This is a genomic window from Paenibacillus sp. GQ49 (genome assembly GCF_059759055.1).
In genome coordinates this window covers 948,705-967,751 of the sequence record NZ_JCAXEL010000001.1, presented here as the reverse complement: position 1 = coordinate 967,751, position 19,047 = coordinate 948,705, and the positions used below count along the sequence as shown (strand labels likewise).

25 protein-coding genes are annotated in these 19,047 nt (G+C 44.9%); 21 read left to right on the top strand and 4 right to left on the bottom strand.

Annotated elements, in window-relative coordinates; genetic code table 11:
• The first annotated feature begins 49 nt into the window (after window positions 1-49).
• The 3 genes from AC6CIF_RS04560 to AC6CIF_RS04550 all read left to right on the top strand — a co-directional run bounded on the left by AC6CIF_RS04560 (window position 50) and on the right by AC6CIF_RS04550 (window position 1,616).
• Complete coding sequence (locus AC6CIF_RS04560) at window positions 50-616, top strand: NUDIX hydrolase (RefSeq protein ID WP_498198158.1); 567 nt, start codon at window positions 50-52, stop codon at window positions 614-616.
• 87 nt (window positions 617-703) lie between these two features.
• Window positions 704-1,297 carry a DUF4304 domain-containing protein gene (locus tag AC6CIF_RS04555; RefSeq protein WP_498198156.1) on the top strand — a complete coding sequence of 198 codons (594 nt, stop codon included), beginning with the start codon at window positions 704-706 and terminating at the stop codon, window positions 1,295-1,297.
• 25 nt (window positions 1,298-1,322) lie between these two features.
• Window positions 1,323-1,616, top strand: coding sequence for an RNA polymerase alpha subunit C-terminal domain-containing protein (locus AC6CIF_RS04550; RefSeq protein ID WP_340983080.1), 294 nt, complete (start codon window positions 1,323-1,325; stop codon window positions 1,614-1,616).
• Between the two features lie 19 nt (window positions 1,617-1,635).
• Here AC6CIF_RS04550 and AC6CIF_RS04545 read toward each other — a convergent pair whose 3' ends face one another.
• Window positions 1,636-2,580, bottom strand: coding sequence for a hypothetical protein (locus AC6CIF_RS04545; RefSeq protein WP_498198154.1), 945 nt, complete (start codon window positions 2,578-2,580; stop codon window positions 1,636-1,638).
• A gap of 358 nt (window positions 2,581-2,938) precedes the next feature.
• On the opposite strand from AC6CIF_RS04545, the gene AC6CIF_RS04540 reads away from it, so the two are divergent.
• The 7 genes from AC6CIF_RS04540 to AC6CIF_RS04510 all read left to right on the top strand — a co-directional run bounded on the left by AC6CIF_RS04540 (window position 2,939) and on the right by AC6CIF_RS04510 (window position 9,255).
• Complete coding sequence (locus tag AC6CIF_RS04540; protein WP_498198152.1) at window positions 2,939-3,445, top strand: DUF2569 domain-containing protein; 507 nt, start codon at window positions 2,939-2,941, stop codon at window positions 3,443-3,445.
• 124 nt (window positions 3,446-3,569) lie between these two features.
• Window positions 3,570-4,193, top strand: a complete 624-nt coding sequence (locus AC6CIF_RS04535; protein ID WP_498198150.1) for a histidine phosphatase family protein — start codon at window positions 3,570-3,572, stop codon at window positions 4,191-4,193.
• Window positions 4,194-4,410: 217 nt separating this feature from the next.
• Window positions 4,411-5,067, top strand: a complete 657-nt coding sequence (locus AC6CIF_RS04530; protein WP_498198148.1) for a pyridoxine/pyridoxamine 5'-phosphate oxidase — start codon at window positions 4,411-4,413, stop codon at window positions 5,065-5,067.
• Between the two features lie 81 nt (window positions 5,068-5,148).
• Window positions 5,149-5,724 carry a GNAT family N-acetyltransferase gene (locus tag AC6CIF_RS04525; RefSeq protein ID WP_498198146.1) on the top strand — a complete coding sequence of 192 codons (576 nt, stop codon included), beginning with the start codon at window positions 5,149-5,151 and terminating at the stop codon, window positions 5,722-5,724.
• Between the two features lie 341 nt (window positions 5,725-6,065).
• The gene (locus AC6CIF_RS04520; RefSeq protein ID WP_498198144.1) at window positions 6,066-7,022 is read left to right on the top strand and encodes a radical SAM protein; all 957 of its coding nucleotides are present in this window, start codon (window positions 6,066-6,068) and stop codon (window positions 7,020-7,022) included.
• Between the two features lie 209 nt (window positions 7,023-7,231).
• On the top strand, window positions 7,232-8,245 hold the full coding sequence (locus tag AC6CIF_RS04515) for a phosphodiester glycosidase family protein (RefSeq protein ID WP_498198142.1): 1,014 nt from the start codon (window positions 7,232-7,234) through the stop codon (window positions 8,243-8,245).
• Window positions 8,242-9,255, top strand: a complete 1,014-nt coding sequence (locus AC6CIF_RS04510; protein WP_498198141.1) for a GtrA family protein — start codon at window positions 8,242-8,244, stop codon at window positions 9,253-9,255. Before AC6CIF_RS04515 ends, AC6CIF_RS04510 begins: the two co-directional genes overlap by 4 nt.
• Before the next feature lie 154 nt (window positions 9,256-9,409).
• On the opposite strand, the gene AC6CIF_RS04505 is transcribed toward AC6CIF_RS04510, so the two are convergent.
• From AC6CIF_RS04505 to AC6CIF_RS04495, 3 genes are read right to left on the bottom strand one after another with little or no spacing between them, the layout of a single operon-like run.
• Window positions 9,410-10,864 (bottom strand): PTS transporter subunit EIIC, encoded by a 1,455-nt coding sequence (locus tag AC6CIF_RS04505; protein ID WP_307414419.1) that lies wholly within the window; start codon window positions 10,862-10,864, stop codon window positions 9,410-9,412.
• A gap of 30 nt (window positions 10,865-10,894) precedes the next feature.
• Window positions 10,895-11,401, bottom strand: coding sequence for a PTS sugar transporter subunit IIA (locus tag AC6CIF_RS04500; RefSeq protein WP_498198138.1), 507 nt, complete (start codon window positions 11,399-11,401; stop codon window positions 10,895-10,897).
• Window positions 11,398-12,282 (bottom strand): PRD domain-containing protein, encoded by an 885-nt coding sequence (locus AC6CIF_RS04495; protein WP_498198136.1) that lies wholly within the window; start codon window positions 12,280-12,282, stop codon window positions 11,398-11,400. Before AC6CIF_RS04495 ends, AC6CIF_RS04500 begins: the two co-directional genes overlap by 4 nt.
• Before the next feature lie 297 nt (window positions 12,283-12,579).
• Between AC6CIF_RS04495 and AC6CIF_RS04490 the strand changes: the two genes are divergently transcribed.
• The 11 genes from AC6CIF_RS04490 (at window position 12,580) to AC6CIF_RS04440 (ending at window position 19,038) form a co-directional block, all read left to right on the top strand.
• Window positions 12,580-13,290 carry an AAA family ATPase gene (locus AC6CIF_RS04490; protein WP_307414416.1) on the top strand — a complete coding sequence of 237 codons (711 nt, stop codon included), beginning with the start codon at window positions 12,580-12,582 and terminating at the stop codon, window positions 13,288-13,290.
• A 66-nt stretch (window positions 13,291-13,356) separates the two neighbouring features.
• On the top strand, window positions 13,357-13,845 hold the full coding sequence (locus AC6CIF_RS04485; protein WP_498198134.1) for a cysteine hydrolase family protein: 489 nt from the start codon (window positions 13,357-13,359) through the stop codon (window positions 13,843-13,845).
• 18 nt (window positions 13,846-13,863) lie between these two features.
• Window positions 13,864-14,115, top strand: a complete 252-nt coding sequence (locus tag AC6CIF_RS04480) for a hypothetical protein (RefSeq protein WP_498198132.1) — start codon at window positions 13,864-13,866, stop codon at window positions 14,113-14,115.
• A gap of 194 nt (window positions 14,116-14,309) precedes the next feature.
• The gene (locus AC6CIF_RS04475; protein WP_498198130.1) at window positions 14,310-14,831 is read left to right on the top strand and encodes a GNAT family N-acetyltransferase; all 522 of its coding nucleotides are present in this window, start codon (window positions 14,310-14,312) and stop codon (window positions 14,829-14,831) included.
• A 415-nt stretch (window positions 14,832-15,246) separates the two neighbouring features.
• Entirely contained in the window at window positions 15,247-15,729 is a 483-nt protein-coding gene (locus tag AC6CIF_RS04470; protein ID WP_498198128.1) for a hypothetical protein, read from the top strand.
• 71 nt (window positions 15,730-15,800) lie between these two features.
• Window positions 15,801-16,265 (top strand): NUDIX domain-containing protein, encoded by a 465-nt coding sequence (locus tag AC6CIF_RS04465; RefSeq protein WP_498198126.1) that lies wholly within the window; start codon window positions 15,801-15,803, stop codon window positions 16,263-16,265.
• 41 nt (window positions 16,266-16,306) lie between these two features.
• Window positions 16,307-16,687, top strand: a complete 381-nt coding sequence (locus AC6CIF_RS04460) for a hypothetical protein (RefSeq protein WP_498198124.1) — start codon at window positions 16,307-16,309, stop codon at window positions 16,685-16,687.
• Window positions 16,688-16,737: 50 nt separating this feature from the next.
• Window positions 16,738-17,412, top strand: a complete 675-nt coding sequence (locus AC6CIF_RS04455) for a hypothetical protein (protein ID WP_498198122.1) — start codon at window positions 16,738-16,740, stop codon at window positions 17,410-17,412.
• A gap of 110 nt (window positions 17,413-17,522) precedes the next feature.
• Complete coding sequence (locus AC6CIF_RS04450) at window positions 17,523-17,975, top strand: hypothetical protein (protein WP_498198120.1); 453 nt, start codon at window positions 17,523-17,525, stop codon at window positions 17,973-17,975.
• A gap of 33 nt (window positions 17,976-18,008) precedes the next feature.
• On the top strand, window positions 18,009-18,512 hold the full coding sequence (locus AC6CIF_RS04445) for a DUF4188 domain-containing protein (protein ID WP_076252614.1): 504 nt from the start codon (window positions 18,009-18,011) through the stop codon (window positions 18,510-18,512).
• Between the two features lie 25 nt (window positions 18,513-18,537).
• Window positions 18,538-19,038, top strand: coding sequence for a hypothetical protein (locus tag AC6CIF_RS04440; protein WP_498198118.1), 501 nt, complete (start codon window positions 18,538-18,540; stop codon window positions 19,036-19,038).
• The last annotated feature ends 9 nt before the right edge of the window (window positions 19,039-19,047 follow it).

Here is a 19,047-nt window from a genome sequence, read left to right as displayed (position 1 = left end):
GTGGGAAGGTGGCCTTCTTTCTGTGTTTTCGACTATAATTGGAAGAATAGTGGAATTAGATAGAGAGGAACGGATGCGGATGAGCAGCTTGAGTGCGGAATTATTTCCGGCGCTGAGTACGTCAATTCATTGGGGAATTATTGAGGCAGAGTTCAGATTGAACGACATTGTGGATGAAACGTTGGTGAGCAATATTAGCATCATTCCATTTGTCGGGGGTCAATGTGTCGTCTTTCAACTGGATAATGGAGATTGGGAGCTTCCTGGAGGCACGCTTGAAGCGGGTGAGCATTACATGGATGGACTGAAGCGCGAACTGATGGAGGAACTTGGGGCAGAAATGCGGTCCTATCAGATTTTTGGTCAATTTCACTGTACATCCAGTGCGTTGGAACCGTATCGACCGCATATTCCGCATCCCAATTTCGTACGAATCATCGGATATGGAGATGTTGAACTTGTCGGTGATCCACTGAATCCGGAAGATGGCGAGCAGGTGGTTGCGGTGGAAGTGGTAGAGATTGATGAAGCGATCCAAAGATTCCAGGAACAGAACAGATATGACATTGCGGAGATGTACAAACTGGCTTATGTACTGCGAGATGAAGCTAAATAGTATTTTTATAAACTAGAACAAGCATGATTTTGAACAAAAAAGGATAACAACGTATTAAATAAACTTTGCCTTGGGAGTGATATCTTTATGCAGGAACTTTTTAAGAAGATCATCAAAACAGAAGTCAAACCCGTATTTGCCAAACACGGTTATTCCAAGAAAAATCTGAATTTCTACAAAGCGGATGGAAACCTCGCATATAAGTTCAACATTCAAAGAGCAAAGTATAACACCAGTAGTCAGGTCCAGTTTTATGTTAATTGTGGTGTTCATTCCACCGAACTTGCGGAGTTGCATTCCGCTGGATTGAATGGAGACATATTGGAGTTCACATCTCATTTTACCTGCCGAATCAGAGAAATAGCCCCTTCCGCTCCGGCCCACTATACCTTAACGCCTGATATCGATCCAGACGCTTTATCGAAAGAACTGGTGTCACATTTGGAAGAGGGCATGTCATTCCTGCACTCGCTAACAGGGGCCAGAGATATAGTCCATTATTATATGGACAAGACAGCGTTACATTTAAGCGAAGTAACCTTCCGCTTCCTGCTAAAAGCCGGCGATACGGAAGAAGCCAAGCATTATTTACAGCAGCTGCATGCCAAATACGGAGCCGAAAAGCGCTGGACGATATTAGAAAAGAAATATGCAGCCGTTTTTGCCGAATACGGAATGTAATCTTTGATTCAGGAGGGGATGCCATATGGCCAACGATAAAGGAACACTCAGAACATGCGAACAAGGACATTTGTATTATAAAAAAAGTGATTGCCCCACCTGTCCGACGTGCGAAGCTGAACGTAAACCGACAGAAGGATTTCTAGCCTTGTTGTCAGCTCCCGCCAGACGTGCCTTGGAGAATGAAGGCATTACAACACTACTGCAACTTGCGGAGTACACGGAGAAAGAGATCTTGAAACTGCATGGAATCGGACCATCTGCTATGCCTAAACTTCGAAACGCATTGGAAGAAGAGGGATTGTCTTTTAAGAAATAACCCTCTTCGCGCTGTTCCACTAATCCAAACCAGTAGCTGAAGTAATCTCCCCCATCGTTACCCGATACAACAAGTTACCTTCACTGAGTAGCAGACGATGTTGGCGAAAATCCTGCCGTGCCTGCTTGAAGGGTTGACCATCTTCACTTAGCAAATCAATCTTCTGTCCTTTGCTCATTCTTCCGGGCTTCTCCATTTTCTTAAGCACAAACGTCCCATGTTTACCGTACCCGGCATCGAACAAGAAATGATAACCATCCGTACTGAAGCCGGAGGAATCGGAGATGTTCGGGTTCATAAATGTAACGTTGGGTTCACTGGTGCCCCCTGAGATACAACCGAGTTTAAAATCGGTATAGAAGTAGAACCAGATCTGCTTCTCATTCACCACATTGAGTGCGTAACAATCCGCAATATCAGCTTCACGATTTTCATACAGTTTATTGCCATGTTCATCCCAGGCCAGCAGACCGCTTGATCCAATCGGATCGTTCCATCCGTAGTTACCAAAAACCCCTTCATCGAAGTAGCTGGTCCAGATTGTTCCCTTCTCTGTAACCTGCACATTTTGGATTCCGTCTCCCAACAAAAACTCGCGGATCGTATTTCCTTTCAGATCACACACTTTGGCGTTCAGATCATACTGTTCGTTCCCGTAATTCGTACAGCGTGCTCCGACGAGCAGTAGGTGATCATGCAATGGTTGTACGTAATGATAATTGAACGTCTGTCCCCAAATGACAATTTCCTCGATATATTGATCTGTCACAATGAGCACTTTGTACGTATAGCTTTGGTTCAATTTACTCTGGACGAACATACCTCGTTCTCTTTCGGGGATCTGATTCATCAGCAGCACATAGACAAGGCCGTCACCGCCCCACTGGGTGGAAACGATATCGAAGCCTTCGACATAGTTTGAAATGTTGGCAAAAGGCAAAAGTTTTACTTTGGGATTGGGCATATCCATATCCTCCTTCGTAGTCGAATGCAGAGTCACCACCTGCATCTGTATAAGAGGATTATGACGTTCACGTACTAAACTGAACATGGCGGAAGTATAGCGAAGGCCTTCTTTGCTTTCACAGTGTGTGAGTACGATGTTTTGAAATGGCTGCTTCGTCCTTGACACGTGTAGTACAATAAGGAAGTTGTATAAAATTCCATATAATAGGAGGGCGGAGAGATCGCTATAAGAAGAGTGTGAAAATACATACAACGCAAGTGAAGTAAGGGGTGAGAATCACCCGTAGGTTCAATGTGCAATATTAAGATGAAGGCTCATCTCAGAAAAACAAAACTGGCTAAGGAAGTGTTACGAAGTGGAACCACATATTCAAGAGCAAAAGACAGACTACCGTCCCCTTGGCGTATCGGGATTGGGTGGATGGCTGATTCTCGTCCAGATTGGATTATTTCTTACGTTGATTTTCCTGGCTCTCCAATTGGTTCTGTATTGTTTGCCCATGCTTACAACAGAGACCTGGGAGTTGCTAACTTCGGAGCAATCTGAATATTATCACCCGCTATGGGGACCGGTCGTTATTTTTGAAACGGTATATAACGCACTGTTTTTAGTGTTTAGCATATATACTATCATTGCTTTGTATAGTAAAAAATCGATCTTTCCTCGTCTTATGATCATGTTTTATAGTGTCAGTCTAGCCGTTAGCATCATTGATTATCTATTGTTGCTCCAGATTCCGATGGCGAGAGATCTTGAGGATGGAAGCTCGTTAAGAGATATTGGCAAGTCGGTACTTACTTGCGCCATCTGGATTCCTTACTTTATCAAATCAGAGCGAGTTCATAACACATTTGTAAGATAAATGGTAAGCAGGAAATACCCGATCTTGGATAGAAGCTATCTGAGGTCGGGTTTATTATATATGCCGGGCTGTCATACAGTGTAAAGGATATTGTTCATTATAGAAGTGAAAAGGAGGAGAGATCTTGAAAATTTACCTGGTAAGGCATGGGATGGATGAGGAAGGGTATCGAGGCGGATGGAGCGGTCGTGGACTTACGGAACAGGGAATCAATCAATCCAGGAAACTGGGAGAGCATTTGCATCATCATGCTGAGGAGTACAACATACATACAATTATTAGCAGTGATCTGCCTCGTGCAGTACAGACTACACGGGAAATTGAGAAGAGATTAAACATGCAGGCTAGCCTAATGAAAGATTGGCGGGAGATGAATAACGGAGATTTGGCAGGCATGCTCCATGAGGATGCTGAAGAGCATTACCCAGGAATTTATTTCAATACTCTTGAGATGGACTCCCCGTTTCCGGGAGGAGAAAGCCCAAGGGATTTTTATAGCCGGATAAGCACAGCATTCGAGAGTCTATTCAGAGTTATGGAGGAGAAAACAGTAGAGTCCAATGTTCTATTAATTACTCACGGCGGAGTGATTAATATTCTGTATTATCTGCTTGAGAAGAGGGAATGGAGCAATAAGTCCAGCTTTTATCCAATGGACAACACCAGTGTACATACCGTTGAAAAGGGAAGGCATGGTTGGAAACTTAGCAGCGTAAATGTGTTAAGTCATCTATATAAATTGAACTAAACATTTACACAAAACGGAGAGGACAGAAAGGACCTGAAGAAGCAGCGCGTTCGCCTTTATTCCCGGATTTCCCCTTTATAAAAGGAATCAAAAAATCTGGGGATAACAGCGATCGGAAGGTTGTTCTGTTATCGGAGTGTACAGTGTAAATATTCTTTAGTTCAATTTATATAGATTAGTTGTTTTTCCATGTTAAATAGAAGACGGAGGCGATGACATGAGTGATCAACCCATTGAACTGCTACAAAGGTTGAAGTCTTTATCCGGCCCTTTTCCAACGTGGGATATGGGGCAGTTGCCGGAGCGGCCTGGGAAGCTATTTTTGGAGTGGTTAAGAGTGGCGGTTGAGAACGAAGTGAAAGAACCTCATGCCATGACGATCTCTACCGTGGATCACGATGGTTATCCTGATGCGCGGGTACTGATTTTGAAGAACGTAATCGACGAAACGTTTTACTTTGCCTCCAGTTCGGAGAGTCGAAAAGGGCAGCAGTTGAAGGAGAATCCTCATGTCGCTCTGACATTCTACTGGCCTTCCCTTGGAAGACAGATTCGGATAAGGGGAATTGCCGAGGATCGGGGAGATGAAGCGGGTGCTGATGATTTCCGCAAACGTTCAGCTGGAGCAAGAGCAGTTGCCATGACAGGGCATCAGAGTGAGGTTTTGGATAGCGAGGAAGTGCTGGATAGTTCCATTAAAGCTCAGAAGGAAAAGATAAGACGTGACCCCAGTGTTGTTACACCTCATTGGCGTTTATATGCCGTGAATGCACAAGAGGTGGAGTTTTGGCAGGGAGATCCAGAGCGCAAGCATGTACGAGTCCAATATGCAAAGCATAATGGGCAGTGGAAGACACGCAGATTGTGGCCTTGATTTTATAATAGATGAGTTAGGTAATATGGACCGAATGGCTGTGAGTTTCTTTTTCCTAACAATCTGAGGGAGGATAAATCTATGAAAACGATTGAAAGCTTCTTCGAACCATTTCCCGTGTTGGAAACCGGACGCACGTTACTCCGACCACTTACCTATGATGATCTGGAGGATATGTACAGTTACTGCGTTGTACCTGCTGTATCGGAGTTCACCACCTGGGATGCGCATCAGAGCAAAGAAGACACCAAAGCTTTTTTAGATTTTGTCATGAGTCGCTATGAGACGGATCTAATAGGCCCATGGGGGATTGAAGATAAACACACCAAGAGGCTGATTGGTAGTTGTAACTATCTAGGGTGTGACAGCGATAACAGGAGAGTTGAACTGGGATACGTGTTATCTGATCAATTTTGGAATCAAGGCTACATGACCGAGGTAGTGAAACGAATCATCCAATTTGGATTTGACGAAGTGGGGCTCGAGCGAATCCAGGCCAGATGTTTGTTGAAAAACACAGGTTCCGCCAAGGTCATGGAGAAGGCAGGCATGCAATTTGAAGGTATGCTAAGGAAATACATGAAGGTAAAAAACGAGCTTCAAGATCTGAAGATGTATGCTATCGTAAAAGAAGACTTCTATACTCGTGTTAAATAAAGAACGTGTTATTGAAAAGTCGGGTGTCATTTATCATGCTGGCGAGCCATGGATTTTCCTATAATCCTGAATTTATCAGTGATACACAATAAAAGCAGAAGTAAGAAAGAGCTTGAATTGCTGCATCAAAAGGTCAAGGTGTCGTATTTTATATTGTCTAATTCATAATTCAATAATTATATGCCAAGCTTTGCCCATTCCTGATCGTTGAGGAAATGGGTTTAATTTTTGTTTTTAACAACCAACGTACATAATGTCATATCGTGAACTGGATGCCTTCCGCTATAATCTTCAAGTTATCCAAATGTGGATTGAATGAAGGAACCAGGAGGTACAACGAATTGATAGCCAAAAACAAATATAAATCACTCGAACTGGAAACCCCCGGCGTATATGAGCTGGAAGGGCTTGAGGTGGGAGTGACATCGAACTGCAATTATAAATGCGACTATTGTTGCGCCTACAATCGGGATGATGGAGCGTGCATCAATAGTCAGGAAGTCATCCGTATTATTCGTGAGCTTCCTCGCCTCAAGAGAGTGCGATTGTCAGGGGGAGAAGTTACTCTGAAATATCAGGATTGCCTGGAGATTGTGACGTACTGTGCGGCACATGGCATCGATACACAATTGAACAGTAATGCCAGTCTGCTGACTGAAGAACGAATCATCACGTTGCGTGATGCAGGCTTGTCCAACATTCATATCTCGTTCAATTATACGGATGCGGAGTCGTATGCTGCGTACTACCGCGTGCATCCTCGCATGTATGAGAGACTGGAGCAGAATATCCGTTTGTGTACGGAAGCCGGTCTGGAGACGGTACTGGAAACGTTACTGTTTGAAGGTAACCAAGCGAACATGCAAGCCATTAGCGATAAGGTGTATGACCTAGGTGTGCGCATTCATGAGATCCAGAACAGCATTAAGATGCCACATACCGATTGGAGTCAGGTTGTCTCCAGAGAGTCCCTTATTCGATCTGTAACGGAGCTAATTGAACATAAAAAGCCAGATACAGCGCTCTATTTCACCTGTATGGATCGGTTCGCTGAACAGTTGAATTTGCGCGAACAACCTGGTGTGTATTTCTCGAATTGTGTGGATGGCACGAAACAGCTGCACCTGCACGGCAACGGGGATATTCTCATCTGTGAGTTATGCCACCCTGTCGTGATTGGTAACATCTATACTGGAACATCGTTGAAAGATATCTATGCTCAGCAACCGCTGGCGTTAACGGAATTTTTGGAAAAGCGGCCTTGTCCCGCGTACGATGCTCTTTTTGCAGACGCATAACAGGAAGACCTGATGAAGATATGTGATATGAATGTTGAAAGAGATATGTACACGATATTAGTGGCCTTAGGATTGTATAGATTATAAATCAAGGTGATCTGATTTCCTCAATGGGAAAACGGATCACCTTTTTTGATGTGGTTTCAGATTCATTTAAGCTACTCAGCCTAATATGGCCTTAAGAACTTAGATGAAGAGGTGAGCTTTACATGATGAAGATCTATGAGAAACCAACCCGGAAAGAACCACATAAACGACCGATCTCTCCAAGAAAGCGCAGATGGCTCATCATCACACTTGTCATCGTGCTTGCGGTAGGTGGAATCCTGTACAGCCTGGCTGACCGTTACCTGATCCGGCATGTGCAGGTGGTTGTGGCGGATGAGAACACGGCAACCGCAGCAACGGACAACACCAATGATTCCAGCAGTACTTCGACGATCCCGACGGAAGTGAATGCAACATCGGATGATTGGAATTACTCGAGTGATGATATGAAGGTCAGTATTGAAAAGGTACAGACCGGTTCTGGCTCGGATCAGATTACGTATTATGTCGCCGATGTTCAGCTGACGGATGCAAGCAGCCTGCGAACTGCGCTGGCGGACAACAGCTTTGGAACGAACATTACCGAGAATACGTCAGAGATTGCCTCAGCCAACAATGCGATCTTTGCCATTAATGGTGACTACTACGGATTCCGTGATGATGGTGTCATTATCCGAAATGGAACGTTGTACCGGGACAGCCCAACGCGGGATGCGCTTGCCCTGTTCAACGACGGTACGATGCAAACATATAACGAGAATGAGATTTCTTCCTCGGAACTTCTGGCTGAAGGTGCAACCAATACGTTATCCTTTGGGCCCATTCTGATTCAGGATGGCGAGATTATAAGTGATTTTAGCAGTGTGAAAATCGATAACAACTTCGGTAATCGCTCCATTCAGGATGCAAATCCAAGAACAGCGATCGGCATGATTGCTCCGAATCATTACGTCTTCGTGGTGGTGGACGGACGGCAGGATGACAGCCGTGGCATGACCTTGGCGGAACTGGCCGATGTCATGAAAGGTCTTGGAGCAACCGAAGCCTACAACTTGGACGGAGGCGGTTCATCCACGATGTATTTTATGGGCAGAGTTGTCAATAACCCGCTGGGGCGTAACCAGGAACGGGGTGTAAGTGACATTTTATATCTGACGGAGGGACAAGGATCATGACGATATTAATTCCATCATACGAACCCGATGTACGTTTACTGAATCTCGTTCTGCAACTGCAAACATTTAAACTTGGACCCATTGTGATTGTGGATGATGGCAGTGGCCCAGGGTACCGTGGGATTTTTGAAACGGCAGAAGCCTATGGCTGTAAGGTCCTGACACATCCCGTCAATCTGGGTAAGGGTAGTGCGTTGAAGACGGGTTTTCAATATATTAAGGAGTACGGACCTCAGGGCGGTGTAGTGTGCGCAGATAGTGACGGGCAGCATCTGCCACATGATATTAAGCGTATCTTCGAAGTGCTGCTCGCACAAACGACACCAGGAATTGTACTTGGCAGCCGTCGCTTCAGCGGGAAAATCCCAGCACGCAGCCGTTTGGGCAATACAATCACACGGGCTGTCTTTTCCCTCACAACAGGTACCCAAGTATATGACACACAGACGGGTCTACGCGGTTTTCCATACTCTATGCTGGACTGGCTGAACCAGATTCCGGGAGATCGGTTTGAATACGAGATGAACATGCTGTTAACGGCACACAAGGAAGGGTATGAGATTACGGAGGAGTTTATCGATACGGTGTATCTGGATCACAATGAGTCCTCCCATTTCCGCCCGCTGGTTGATTCATTCCGGATCTATATGCCAATCCTGATGTTCAGCACATCTTCGGTGCTATCGGCACTAATTGATTTTGGATTACTGTTCGTGATCCAGTATTTCACGCATAATCTGTTTCTGTCGGTTGTTGCAGCGAGACTGTGCAGCTCCATCTTCAACTATACGATTAATCGGAAGTACGTATTTTCCGCTGGACGAACCTCGAAGGTTAGGCAGTCTTTGCCCAAATACTTTTCACTTGTCCTACTGGTGCTGTTATTAAACTATGGTTTATTGTATTTTTATAATGAAAAATTGATTATTCCGCTGCTCGCAGCCAAGCTGTTGACCGAGGTATCCATCTTCCTGTTCAGCTATTGGGCGCAGCGCAGATTTGTCTATTAACCCTGAAGAGAGAGTAAGCCTATGGCTTGCTCTCTTACTTTCAATCCAAAGCGTTTCAAAAGAATATCCTGCGCTTCTTGGTTAACAAAAAAGGTCGAGAACAGGGGTAAGCATACCCTTGCTCTCGGCCTTCTAAACTCACAGGAGACGAGCGTTACATCAGCTTCTTAATCTCATCCTTGAGGATTTCGGACTGGGTGCCGAAGATGACCTGCACAGCTCCACCACCGAGCCTCATGACACCGGAAGCGCCAAGCTGTTTGAGCGCCCGATCGTTGACGGCTTTGTCGTCCCTGACAACTAGCCGGAGGCGAGTGATGCAGGCGTCAATGCTCTCGATATTATCTGTTCCCCCGATCTCGGCGAGCACTTTGCCAGCCTTGGTGTCGGCAGACGCTGCCACGGCTGAAGTATTAGTGGGGGTATCGGCATCATAAGCGTCATCCTCGCGCCCCGGCGTTTTCAGGTTGAACTTGATAATCATGAACCGGAACAGGAAATAATAGACGACCGCAAATGCGAGTCCGACCGGAATCATGAGCAGCGGATTGGTCGACAGCTTCATGTTCACGAGGTAATCGATCAGACCTGCAGAGAAGGCGAAGCCCAGCTTAACATTCAGCAGGTACATGATCAGGGCCGCCGCACCGGTAAGAATAGCGTGCACCACATACAGCAGAGGCGCCGCGAACATGAAGGAGAATTCGAGCGGCTCGGTAATACCCGTTAAGAACGAAGCCACTGCTGCGCCGATAAAGATCGAAGCGACCATTTTGCGCTTTTCAGGCCGGGCTGTATGAATCAAGGCTAGCGCCGCAGCCGGAAGAGCGAACATCATAATCGGGAAGAAGCCAGACATGAACATGCCTGCTGTAGGATCTCCGTTGAAGAAGCGGGTCAGGTCGCCGTGCACGACTTCCCCGGCTGCATTGGTATAATCTCCGATCTGGAACCAGGCGATGGAGTTGAGGACATGATGCAGACCGAGCGGGATGAGCAGGCGGTTGGCGATCATAAACACCATAGAGCCAACGCCGCCAAAGCCTACAATCCAGGCGCCAAAAGCGCCGATGGCATCCTGAATCGGGCTCCAGACCATGCCGAACAGGATGGCCAACACCAGCATGGAGCCGGCGGTGACCATCGGCACAAAGCGTTTGCCGGAGAAGAAGCCGAGCCAGTCAGGAAGCTTGATATTATGGTATTTTTTATACATATAGGCTGCAAGCAGTCCGGCAAATATCCCGCCCAATACGCCCATATCCAGCTTGACATCGTCAGGAATGTAACCGAATACACCTGGAACGGCTCCCAGAATCCGCGTCAGCACCATATAAGCGATCAGGGCGGAAAGCGCGGCGACCGCATCCCCCGCCAGTCCGATTGCTACCCCAATGGCAAAGATGAGCGCAAGGTTGCCGAAGATCGCCCCCGCTCCTTCATTCAGGAATGGAACTACATACTGATTAAGGAATCCCCCGATCACGGGACCGAGCGGAATGTCCTTTTCATAATTAAGAAGACCGAGGCCTTGAAGAATACCTGCCGCAGGCAGGGTTGCTACAGGAAGCATCAGGGATTTTCCCAGCTTTTGCAGTGATTTCAGCATATTGTTCTTCCTTTCTTTTTTTGAATTAGGTTATTTGGACAAGCTGACTTTCATGATAGTTCCCTTGCCTGCTTCTACGCTGCCATACTCCGGGTGCGACTCCCACGGCTGTTCTGCCGCATTTGCAACGATGACAGGGGTGATGACCGGATAACCGGCCGAAGCGATCGCATTAAGGTCAAATTCAATCAGGGTCTGACCGATAGTGACCTGATCCCCGGTCTGCACTTGGGGTGTGAAGCCCTGTCCTTTCAGGCTGACAGTATTCATACCGATATGCAGCAGCAGCTGCAGCCCGGAAGCATGTTCAATCATTACGGCATGGTGCGATTTGATCAGGTGTACCACAGTGCCGTCGATAGGGGCGACCAGCCTGCCCTCCTGGGGAATCATTGCAACTCCCGGTCCCATAAGTCCTTGCGCGAACGCTTCGTCAGGCACTTCTTCCAAACTGACGCAGGTTCCGGTGAACGGGGAGGTGACGGATATTGTTTCAGATGTTTTGGCAGATTTGTTGTTTTTCCATTTCCAGATCATTGTGTGTTGTCCTTTCTGTTGTTGGTTTTGGCATGGGTTTGAAAAAGCCGGTATAAATGCATCGCGAGAAAAGCCGTTTCTTCCTCGGGTACTTCTGTACCCAAATCCTCGGCCATTACAGCGCTCAGTTTTCTGGCTAGCTGGTATTCGGACGTATATTCATTTTTCACATATTGTGCGAAGGTGGGGGCCGTCATCGGCTGCTGATACAGGCGTTCCATGGAGAAGCGCAGGTGTATCATGAGTCTTGCCTGGCTAAGGCTGCCCTGATCAAAGCGAATGCCACCCTCCTCTTCAATAATCGACTGAAGCTTGCTGATCACATTGGATACCTTAACCAACTGTCCGACTGGGACGTGATTTACGGAGGAGTACACATGGTATGTCAGGAACCCCGCCTCATCCTCCGGTATCTCTACGCCAAAAGCCTCTCCGATCATGGCCGCCGCTTCCGAGGCGATTTCGAATTCTTTCGGAAAACTGAGCTTTGTCTCCGCAAGGAAAGGATTCAGAATCTCCATCCCGTTGCGGATACGATATAAGGTGAACTGAATATGACTAGGAAGAGCAAGGTAGATCTTGTCATTCAGCTTGCCGGGAAACTGATCAGCGATGAGACGGATAATTTGGTCAGAGATGTCGATGACATTGGGATCCAAGTCTTTCATCAGCTCCTGAGCCTGCCCCCATTCCTCCCGGTCTTCCAGCCGGAACCTTTTCTCAATCCGCGGATCATCGGACTGAACGGTGCTTTCCACCTTGAACGCAAATCCCAACCCTTTGCCAATCAGTACGTACTCCTTGGTATTCTGGTGCGACCGGGCCAGAACAATATTGCTGCCGACGACCCGCTCCACCTGCAGAATCATTCCTTTACTCACGGTTCACCGCCTCCTCGTTTCTAAAGTTAACGCTTTCATGCCTCCGGAACGCAAAAAGAGCCAAGAAGCGAGTATAGTCTCATGTTCGCTTCTTGGCTCATGCCCTCTGGGGTGGTAACACGCCAATTCATTTTATGTTTTTATCAGAACGTTCTTCCTACATAATATATAAGCTGATCTGCCACCGTCAACTATAATTTTGTCATCCCACTGTTCGTCGTTTAATATAGGGAATGTGTAAACGAAAAGGTACCTGCCGTAGATGGAGCCAAATCTAATATGAATAGGAGTAAGCCTATGTATCTTCGAAGTGTGGAACTCATGTCGGCCAAGATCGAGAATCGGGACCAATATCCTTTTGACATCCCCGCGATCCGATCCTTGGAACGGTTGGAGCTCACGAATAACGTTACTTTTTTTGTAGGTGAAAATGGTTCAGGGAAATCTACGCTGCTGGAAGGCATCGCACATCAATGTGGATTCAATACCGCAGGGGGCGGCAGAAATAATACCTATGAGACACATGCTTCGGAATCCTCGCTCGGGAATTATCTCAGGCTGGCCTGGTTGCCCAAAATAACAAATGGTTTCTTCATGCGCTCTGAATCGTTCTATCAATTCGCATCACATGTCGATGAGATGCCGGCGTCGCTTCAATACTATGGCGGGCGTTCATTACATGAACAATCACACGGGGAGTCTTTTCTCAGTCTGTTCGTCAACCGCTTCAGTTCCAAAGGCATCTATCTGCTCGACGAGCCCGAAGCCGCTTTATCTCCCGCAAGGCAGCTCTCCTTATTGCGTATCCTTCATGATCTTTCGGGCACTTCACAATTCATTATTGCGACGCACTCACCCATTTTGCTGGGATATCCGGGGGCAGAGATTTTAAGTTTTGACGATAACCATATTCAAGAGGTAGTCTATGAGGATACAGATCACTATCAGATTACCCGCAGCTTTCTGGAGAACCGCGACCGGATGCTGAATGAATTATTTAAAGATTAAGTTCTCAGTTTGACAAGGGAAATTACTCAACCATGGGCTTGAAATTTATTTATGAGGAGAGATTGGATGAAAGTAGCTTTGCTGATTGTTGATATGCAGGAGAGTATTGTGCGTAAAAAGATGGACAAGACTTCGATAGACCATGCCTGCGAGTACATTAACCATGTGGCTAACGTGCTGCGCTCGAATGATCATACGGTCGTTCACGTGCAGGATGTGGAGGGCATGGAGGAGGCAGTGTCAGATGAGTATCGCATCATTCCCGAGGTGGATGTGAATGAGAAGGATCTCACCGTTACCAAGGAAGCTTCCAATGCCTTCTGGCAGACTAATCTGGAGCAGGTGTTGAAGAGTCACGGCATTGAATTAGTGATTATTGCCGGGTTTGCCGCAGAGGAATGTGTTCTATTTACATACAACGGTGCGATGGAGCGAGGTTTCCGGCCGGTGATGTTGCAAAACGGAATTCTTAGCACACATCCCGAAGCGGTGATTTCAACGTATAGAGATCGCAATGTGATCTCATATCCTGTGGTTAATTATCTAATCCATTAAGTGTCGGTTATATCCAAAATGGAGGTGATGATGATGAACGTGTTTCACATTGCTTTTGTCCTTGTGATCTCATTGGCAGGAGTTGTTTTCGGTTTTCAGGGGTTGAAGAAAAAATCTCCAGTCATGATGTATATCAGTGTAATATTTATTTTCGTTCCTATACTTCTTTTCATGGATTGGTTGACGTTCTTACCTTTTATCGCTCCCGCAGCGCTTGCCAGTGGATATTTGGTGAAAAATAAAGACAAGAGCACCGACCGGACCCTGTAAAGGGTCTATTTTTATGCACAAATGTACACTTCCACTACGACAGTTAAGGTTACTCCATGGTTTAAACCAAACTTTGCCTATATCTGCTGGGGTTGAAACGATATATTGAGATCAGAGTACAGCAAGTGCGCTATAGACATTGGTAAGGTCCTGTATGGATCACTAACCAACTCATTAACTAAGGGAGATGTGGAATGAAGATGAATGTACAAATTACGAGTATTTTGGCAGAACAAAAGGAATTGTTTCTCAACCTGTTCAACTTGTACTTATATGATCTGTCTGAATTTTCTGGCGAGGATCTACTTAAAGAGGGGAAATATGATCCAACGAACACCTATCTATATCTGGAACGCGATGAATTACATCCGTTTTTGATTCAGTATGAAGGGAAGGTTATTGGATTCGTACTGGTGTGCTCACCTCCATATGTGCCGGAAGGTGTGGATTATACGGTGCAAGAGCTGTTCTTGGTGAAAAAATATCGCGGACAGGGGCTGGCAGCACAAGCGGTTGACTTGGTCTTTGCTCAATTTGAGGGTACATTCAAAGTAGAACAGCTTGCTAATAATGCAGCAGCAGTTTCATTCTGGAAAAAATATTATGAGCAACATCAGATTGAATATACTGAGTCTGAATATAACATTGAGATTGACAACATCGCTGGCAGCCACCGGATTTTGTCCCAGACTTTTGTGCGTGGAAGAGAGAAATAATATTTAAATTAGAAGGTGAGCGTCAGGAATCTCCATTTAGGTTTCTCGGTAAAGATGAAGTGATTTCACTTTTCGATCATACGGATGTATCAGAGGACGAAGATGAGGTGCACTTCAATATCTACACGGTGGATTCAGATTATAGACCAAAGAATCCTGGAACAGATTATATGGGAATACTGAGGCATGATCATGTGACCAATGAATCTATAGAGATGTACCGAGAAGAAGGAACAGCGTTTCTGAGTAGACGAAGGATTTTATGATTGTAAGGAAGTTTTTATCACGGTCCTATTTTACTTCTCCTGATTTGGGAGGTAGATAGGATCTTTTCCAATTTCCATTTACCAATACATGGGTTATGATGAATTAAGAGGGTCTATGGGAGTGACGTGTAAGGGGGAAGTACACAGGAATGCCAAAGCATCATTTTGTTATCGAAAACAAAGAGCGAGTAAACGGGAATATTCATACTTCCTACTCATGGGATTCAAAAGGGAGAATACATGGAAGTGGATTAACCACAGAGAATCATGCGACCTTGGAAGACGAATTCATTGCTTACATCTATGATTCCCTTTGCTGGTTGGATACATGGAATCCATCTACCTGTATGAGATGTAGTGGACTGAATAACTATGGAATAACCGTTATTGAAGAGCAGAATGTTTTGTTGAAATTTCATCAACTGATTCGGGCTTGGATTGATCTATTCAGCCATGCGGAGGATCCGATCGTTCTTACAGGAAATTACAGCATTGCTGGAGGCGAACAGAAGGGCTACTACGAGAAACTCGTGTACAACAAAGTCGAATTAATCAACGAATTAAACAAGCTTGCGAACATGGCAAAGTTTGCTGAGGTAAATGGGAAATGCATTGTGCATTTTGGGATATAAATCAATAGAAAAGGTTCCTGATTAAGATCGTAAGCTGTTGAGAAGCAACCCAACAGAGAGGAGCAAGAGTAATGACTAGTCATATTGTAGTTACGGGTGGAGCTATTATTCGAGATCATATGGGGAGGGTTCTGCTACAAAAGAGATCGGATTATGGAGATTGGGGGTTACCCGGTGGAGGTATGGAACCAGGTGAACGAATCGAAGAAACCATGATTAGAGAAGTGAAAGAGGAAACAGGGCTTGAGGTGAGTTCTTATGAATTGGCCTCCATCTATACGGGCGAGAGGATGCACTATACGTATCCGGATGGAAATGAAGTAGTATTTGTAATGTTTTTATTTGACGTTATTGCGGAGTTGGAAGGAAAACTCTGTGATGATCAATTAACTCTTTTATTTGAAGATGAACAGAAGGAGTCATTACAGCTTGTTTTTAAAAGTCTGGATGAGATTGATATTTCCACAATTAACAATGTGCAGAAGCCTATATTTGTAGACTTGAAGCAAGGAGAGTCTAAATTGCTACGCCAGTGATTGCGTAAATATAATAGCCCAAAATGAATAGAGGTTAGATTATGGTGAAAAACATGGCAATAATTCATCCTTTTATTCCAGCATTTTCTGTTCAAAATTTGGAGTGGGTTGCTGGGTTGAATCTGTATATAAAACAAGACAAATATTATGACAATATTTCGATAGCAGATATTACATTTTTAATGAAATACTCAAATGTTACATATGAATTACTTTTTAGATTCACCAATATTGAAAGTTTTCATTATAATCCTGATGGTGTTTTAGTTAAGATAATTGGGTTTAATATTAAAGATTTAAAAGATCACGGATATCATCCGATGAAATATTTCGTTGAGGACTACGAGGACGGAATATTAGGATTTTATTGTGAGGATATTGAATTGATACATGTACAAGAGAGTGAGCACTTAGCTTTGTAGTTCATAGAGCATCATAGTGGAGCCTTTTAATAAAGAAGGGAGTTTTTATATTGCCTTGGCCTATGGTTCATTTTGCAATTGCATCGGAAGTGATATCAGATCCATCCCCTGAATTGTTATTGGGAAGCTTCGCTCCAGATTCCATCCATGTAAGAAGCAATCTTCGTACAGAAAAGGCGAAAACCCACCTCATGCCAGAGGCAGGAAGATTTGCAACAGACGAAGAACTTAAAGACTTTTTTGAAACCCAAAAGAAGTTAGCCTATAGTGATCCCAAATTCCTGCAATATCTGTGCGGATACATCGCCCATATCTATACGGACCGTGTGTGGACATTCGATATCTATCCTGCATATGAAGTCCATCCGAACGGAAGAAGCGTGTATACACAGGATGTCACGAAGCTGGAATTTATGATTTTACGGAATTGGAACGGGGCCAATGAATGGTTAAATGAGCTGAATGTGGGGAGAGCATTTGATCTAGGCGGATTAAAGGAATCTGAGGTGTATCAGTATAAGGGAGAGAAACTTGAGTTTTTAGCTAATCCTGACAACCAACCCTTGGGCGACTTAAATATTTTAACTATGGAAGCTATGGACATGTTCATACATAAAACGGCGTTAGCGCTAAAAGAATTGTATACAAAATGGAATGTGTATGAAGATTTACGCAGCAATGAAGGCACTGCACAAATTCGTTCGCAAGCTGCATTCGGAGATTAATGAGATTATTTTAGCTGTAAATGAAGGAAATATTGCGGCACAGCGGTTATATCTGAAAGTGGGTTTCCAGTTAATCTTGCATCATAGAATCGCATTAAAGGAGGAAGGACATGGACATCGTTATGACGCTTGAACCGCACGGATGGCTGGATATCCTAGTTCAACCTGATCAGGGAGAACAGATTGAGATTCCGGTTTCTTTTTTGTCGGATGCGGTGGATGAGATAACACGTCAATTCGTTGCATTGCACAAAGGAGCCGCTGAGGTAACCATAACTATGCAGACCGAACCTGGAGAGTATCGATTCCGGATCAAAAAATGTTCCAAGACCATGATTCAATTCATGGTGTATGAGATGAGTGATAACTTTAGTACGGAAGCTGTTACAGAGGGGCGATTGCTTATGTCTGAGGAGTTATCCTTGGTCAAGTTGACTAAGCTATTTTACAGAGAATTAAGCAAATTGAAGGAAATGGGACCGGAGGAATATCACAAACGGTGGAGTTTTGAGTTTCCCCTGAATGCCTATGAGCGGATAGGCAGGGTCGTCCAGATCCGATGAAATCGAGTGTGTTTGACGAGAAGGAGGGGTGACATGGTGAACATACATAAGGGAAGATACTCCGCTCAGATTGAGGGAGAATTTGTTGTTTTTATCATCGGAATGAGGATCAATCGTCTGTGGGCTATACACAAATGGCTGCCTGTCTTTAAGTCCATGGGCCCGATGATTAAAGAACTGTATATGAATCCGGAGACTGGATTTCTGAGTACAGAGTATTTTATAAGTTGGCGTGGGGTGACGCTACTACAATACTGGCGCTCTTACGATGAATTGGAGAAATACGCACGAGGTGGACTACACTTGGAAGCTTGGAAAAAATTCAACCGATCCATTGGTACTGACGGAACTGTGGGGATCTATCATGAGACATACAAAGCTCAGTCAGGTTCCTTCGAGACCATATACGCTAACATGCCCAAATTCGGATTAGCTAAAGCTTCTGACCATGTGCCTTCGACAGGGAAAATGGAGACATCCAGACGCAGAATGGGCGGAGAGAATGACCCGGCCGTGGAAGTACCAGAGAATCCTTAGAGTGGTGAATAGAGAGGAGCATGTTATGAAGGCTAAACTTCGACCAGAAGATATATATTCAAAGCAACTGAGCTGGCTGTGTATTGAACCAATGCTTGTATCAGTACGGGGCAGAGATATGGTAGCCAAATCAGAGATATACCGAAAGTTACACGAAGGGCAACAAGCCTTATTTCTGTTCTATTCCTATCACAATCACACGAAAAGTCTGGCAGAATTTTATTGGTTTTCGGCATATAACATCATTGAGATCAAAAGCTGGAATGGAATAAAAAATGGGATGCACTTTTTTCATTTAGATGAGATGGTTAATGTACTTGAACAGATTGAAAGTCTCATTACGGACAAAAATAAAGTGGGTGAAGAGTGGCTTGAGGTGCTGGCAACAGATCTGGATAAGGACCCAATCTTGCTTCAGAGAACAGAGGTGTTATATGACACCTATCAGACCGTGGCGCAAGCAGCTATTACACATATGAATGAGATGATCCTGCAAAATCGGGATATGTATCTGGAGTTCGAGTAAGGTTAACGT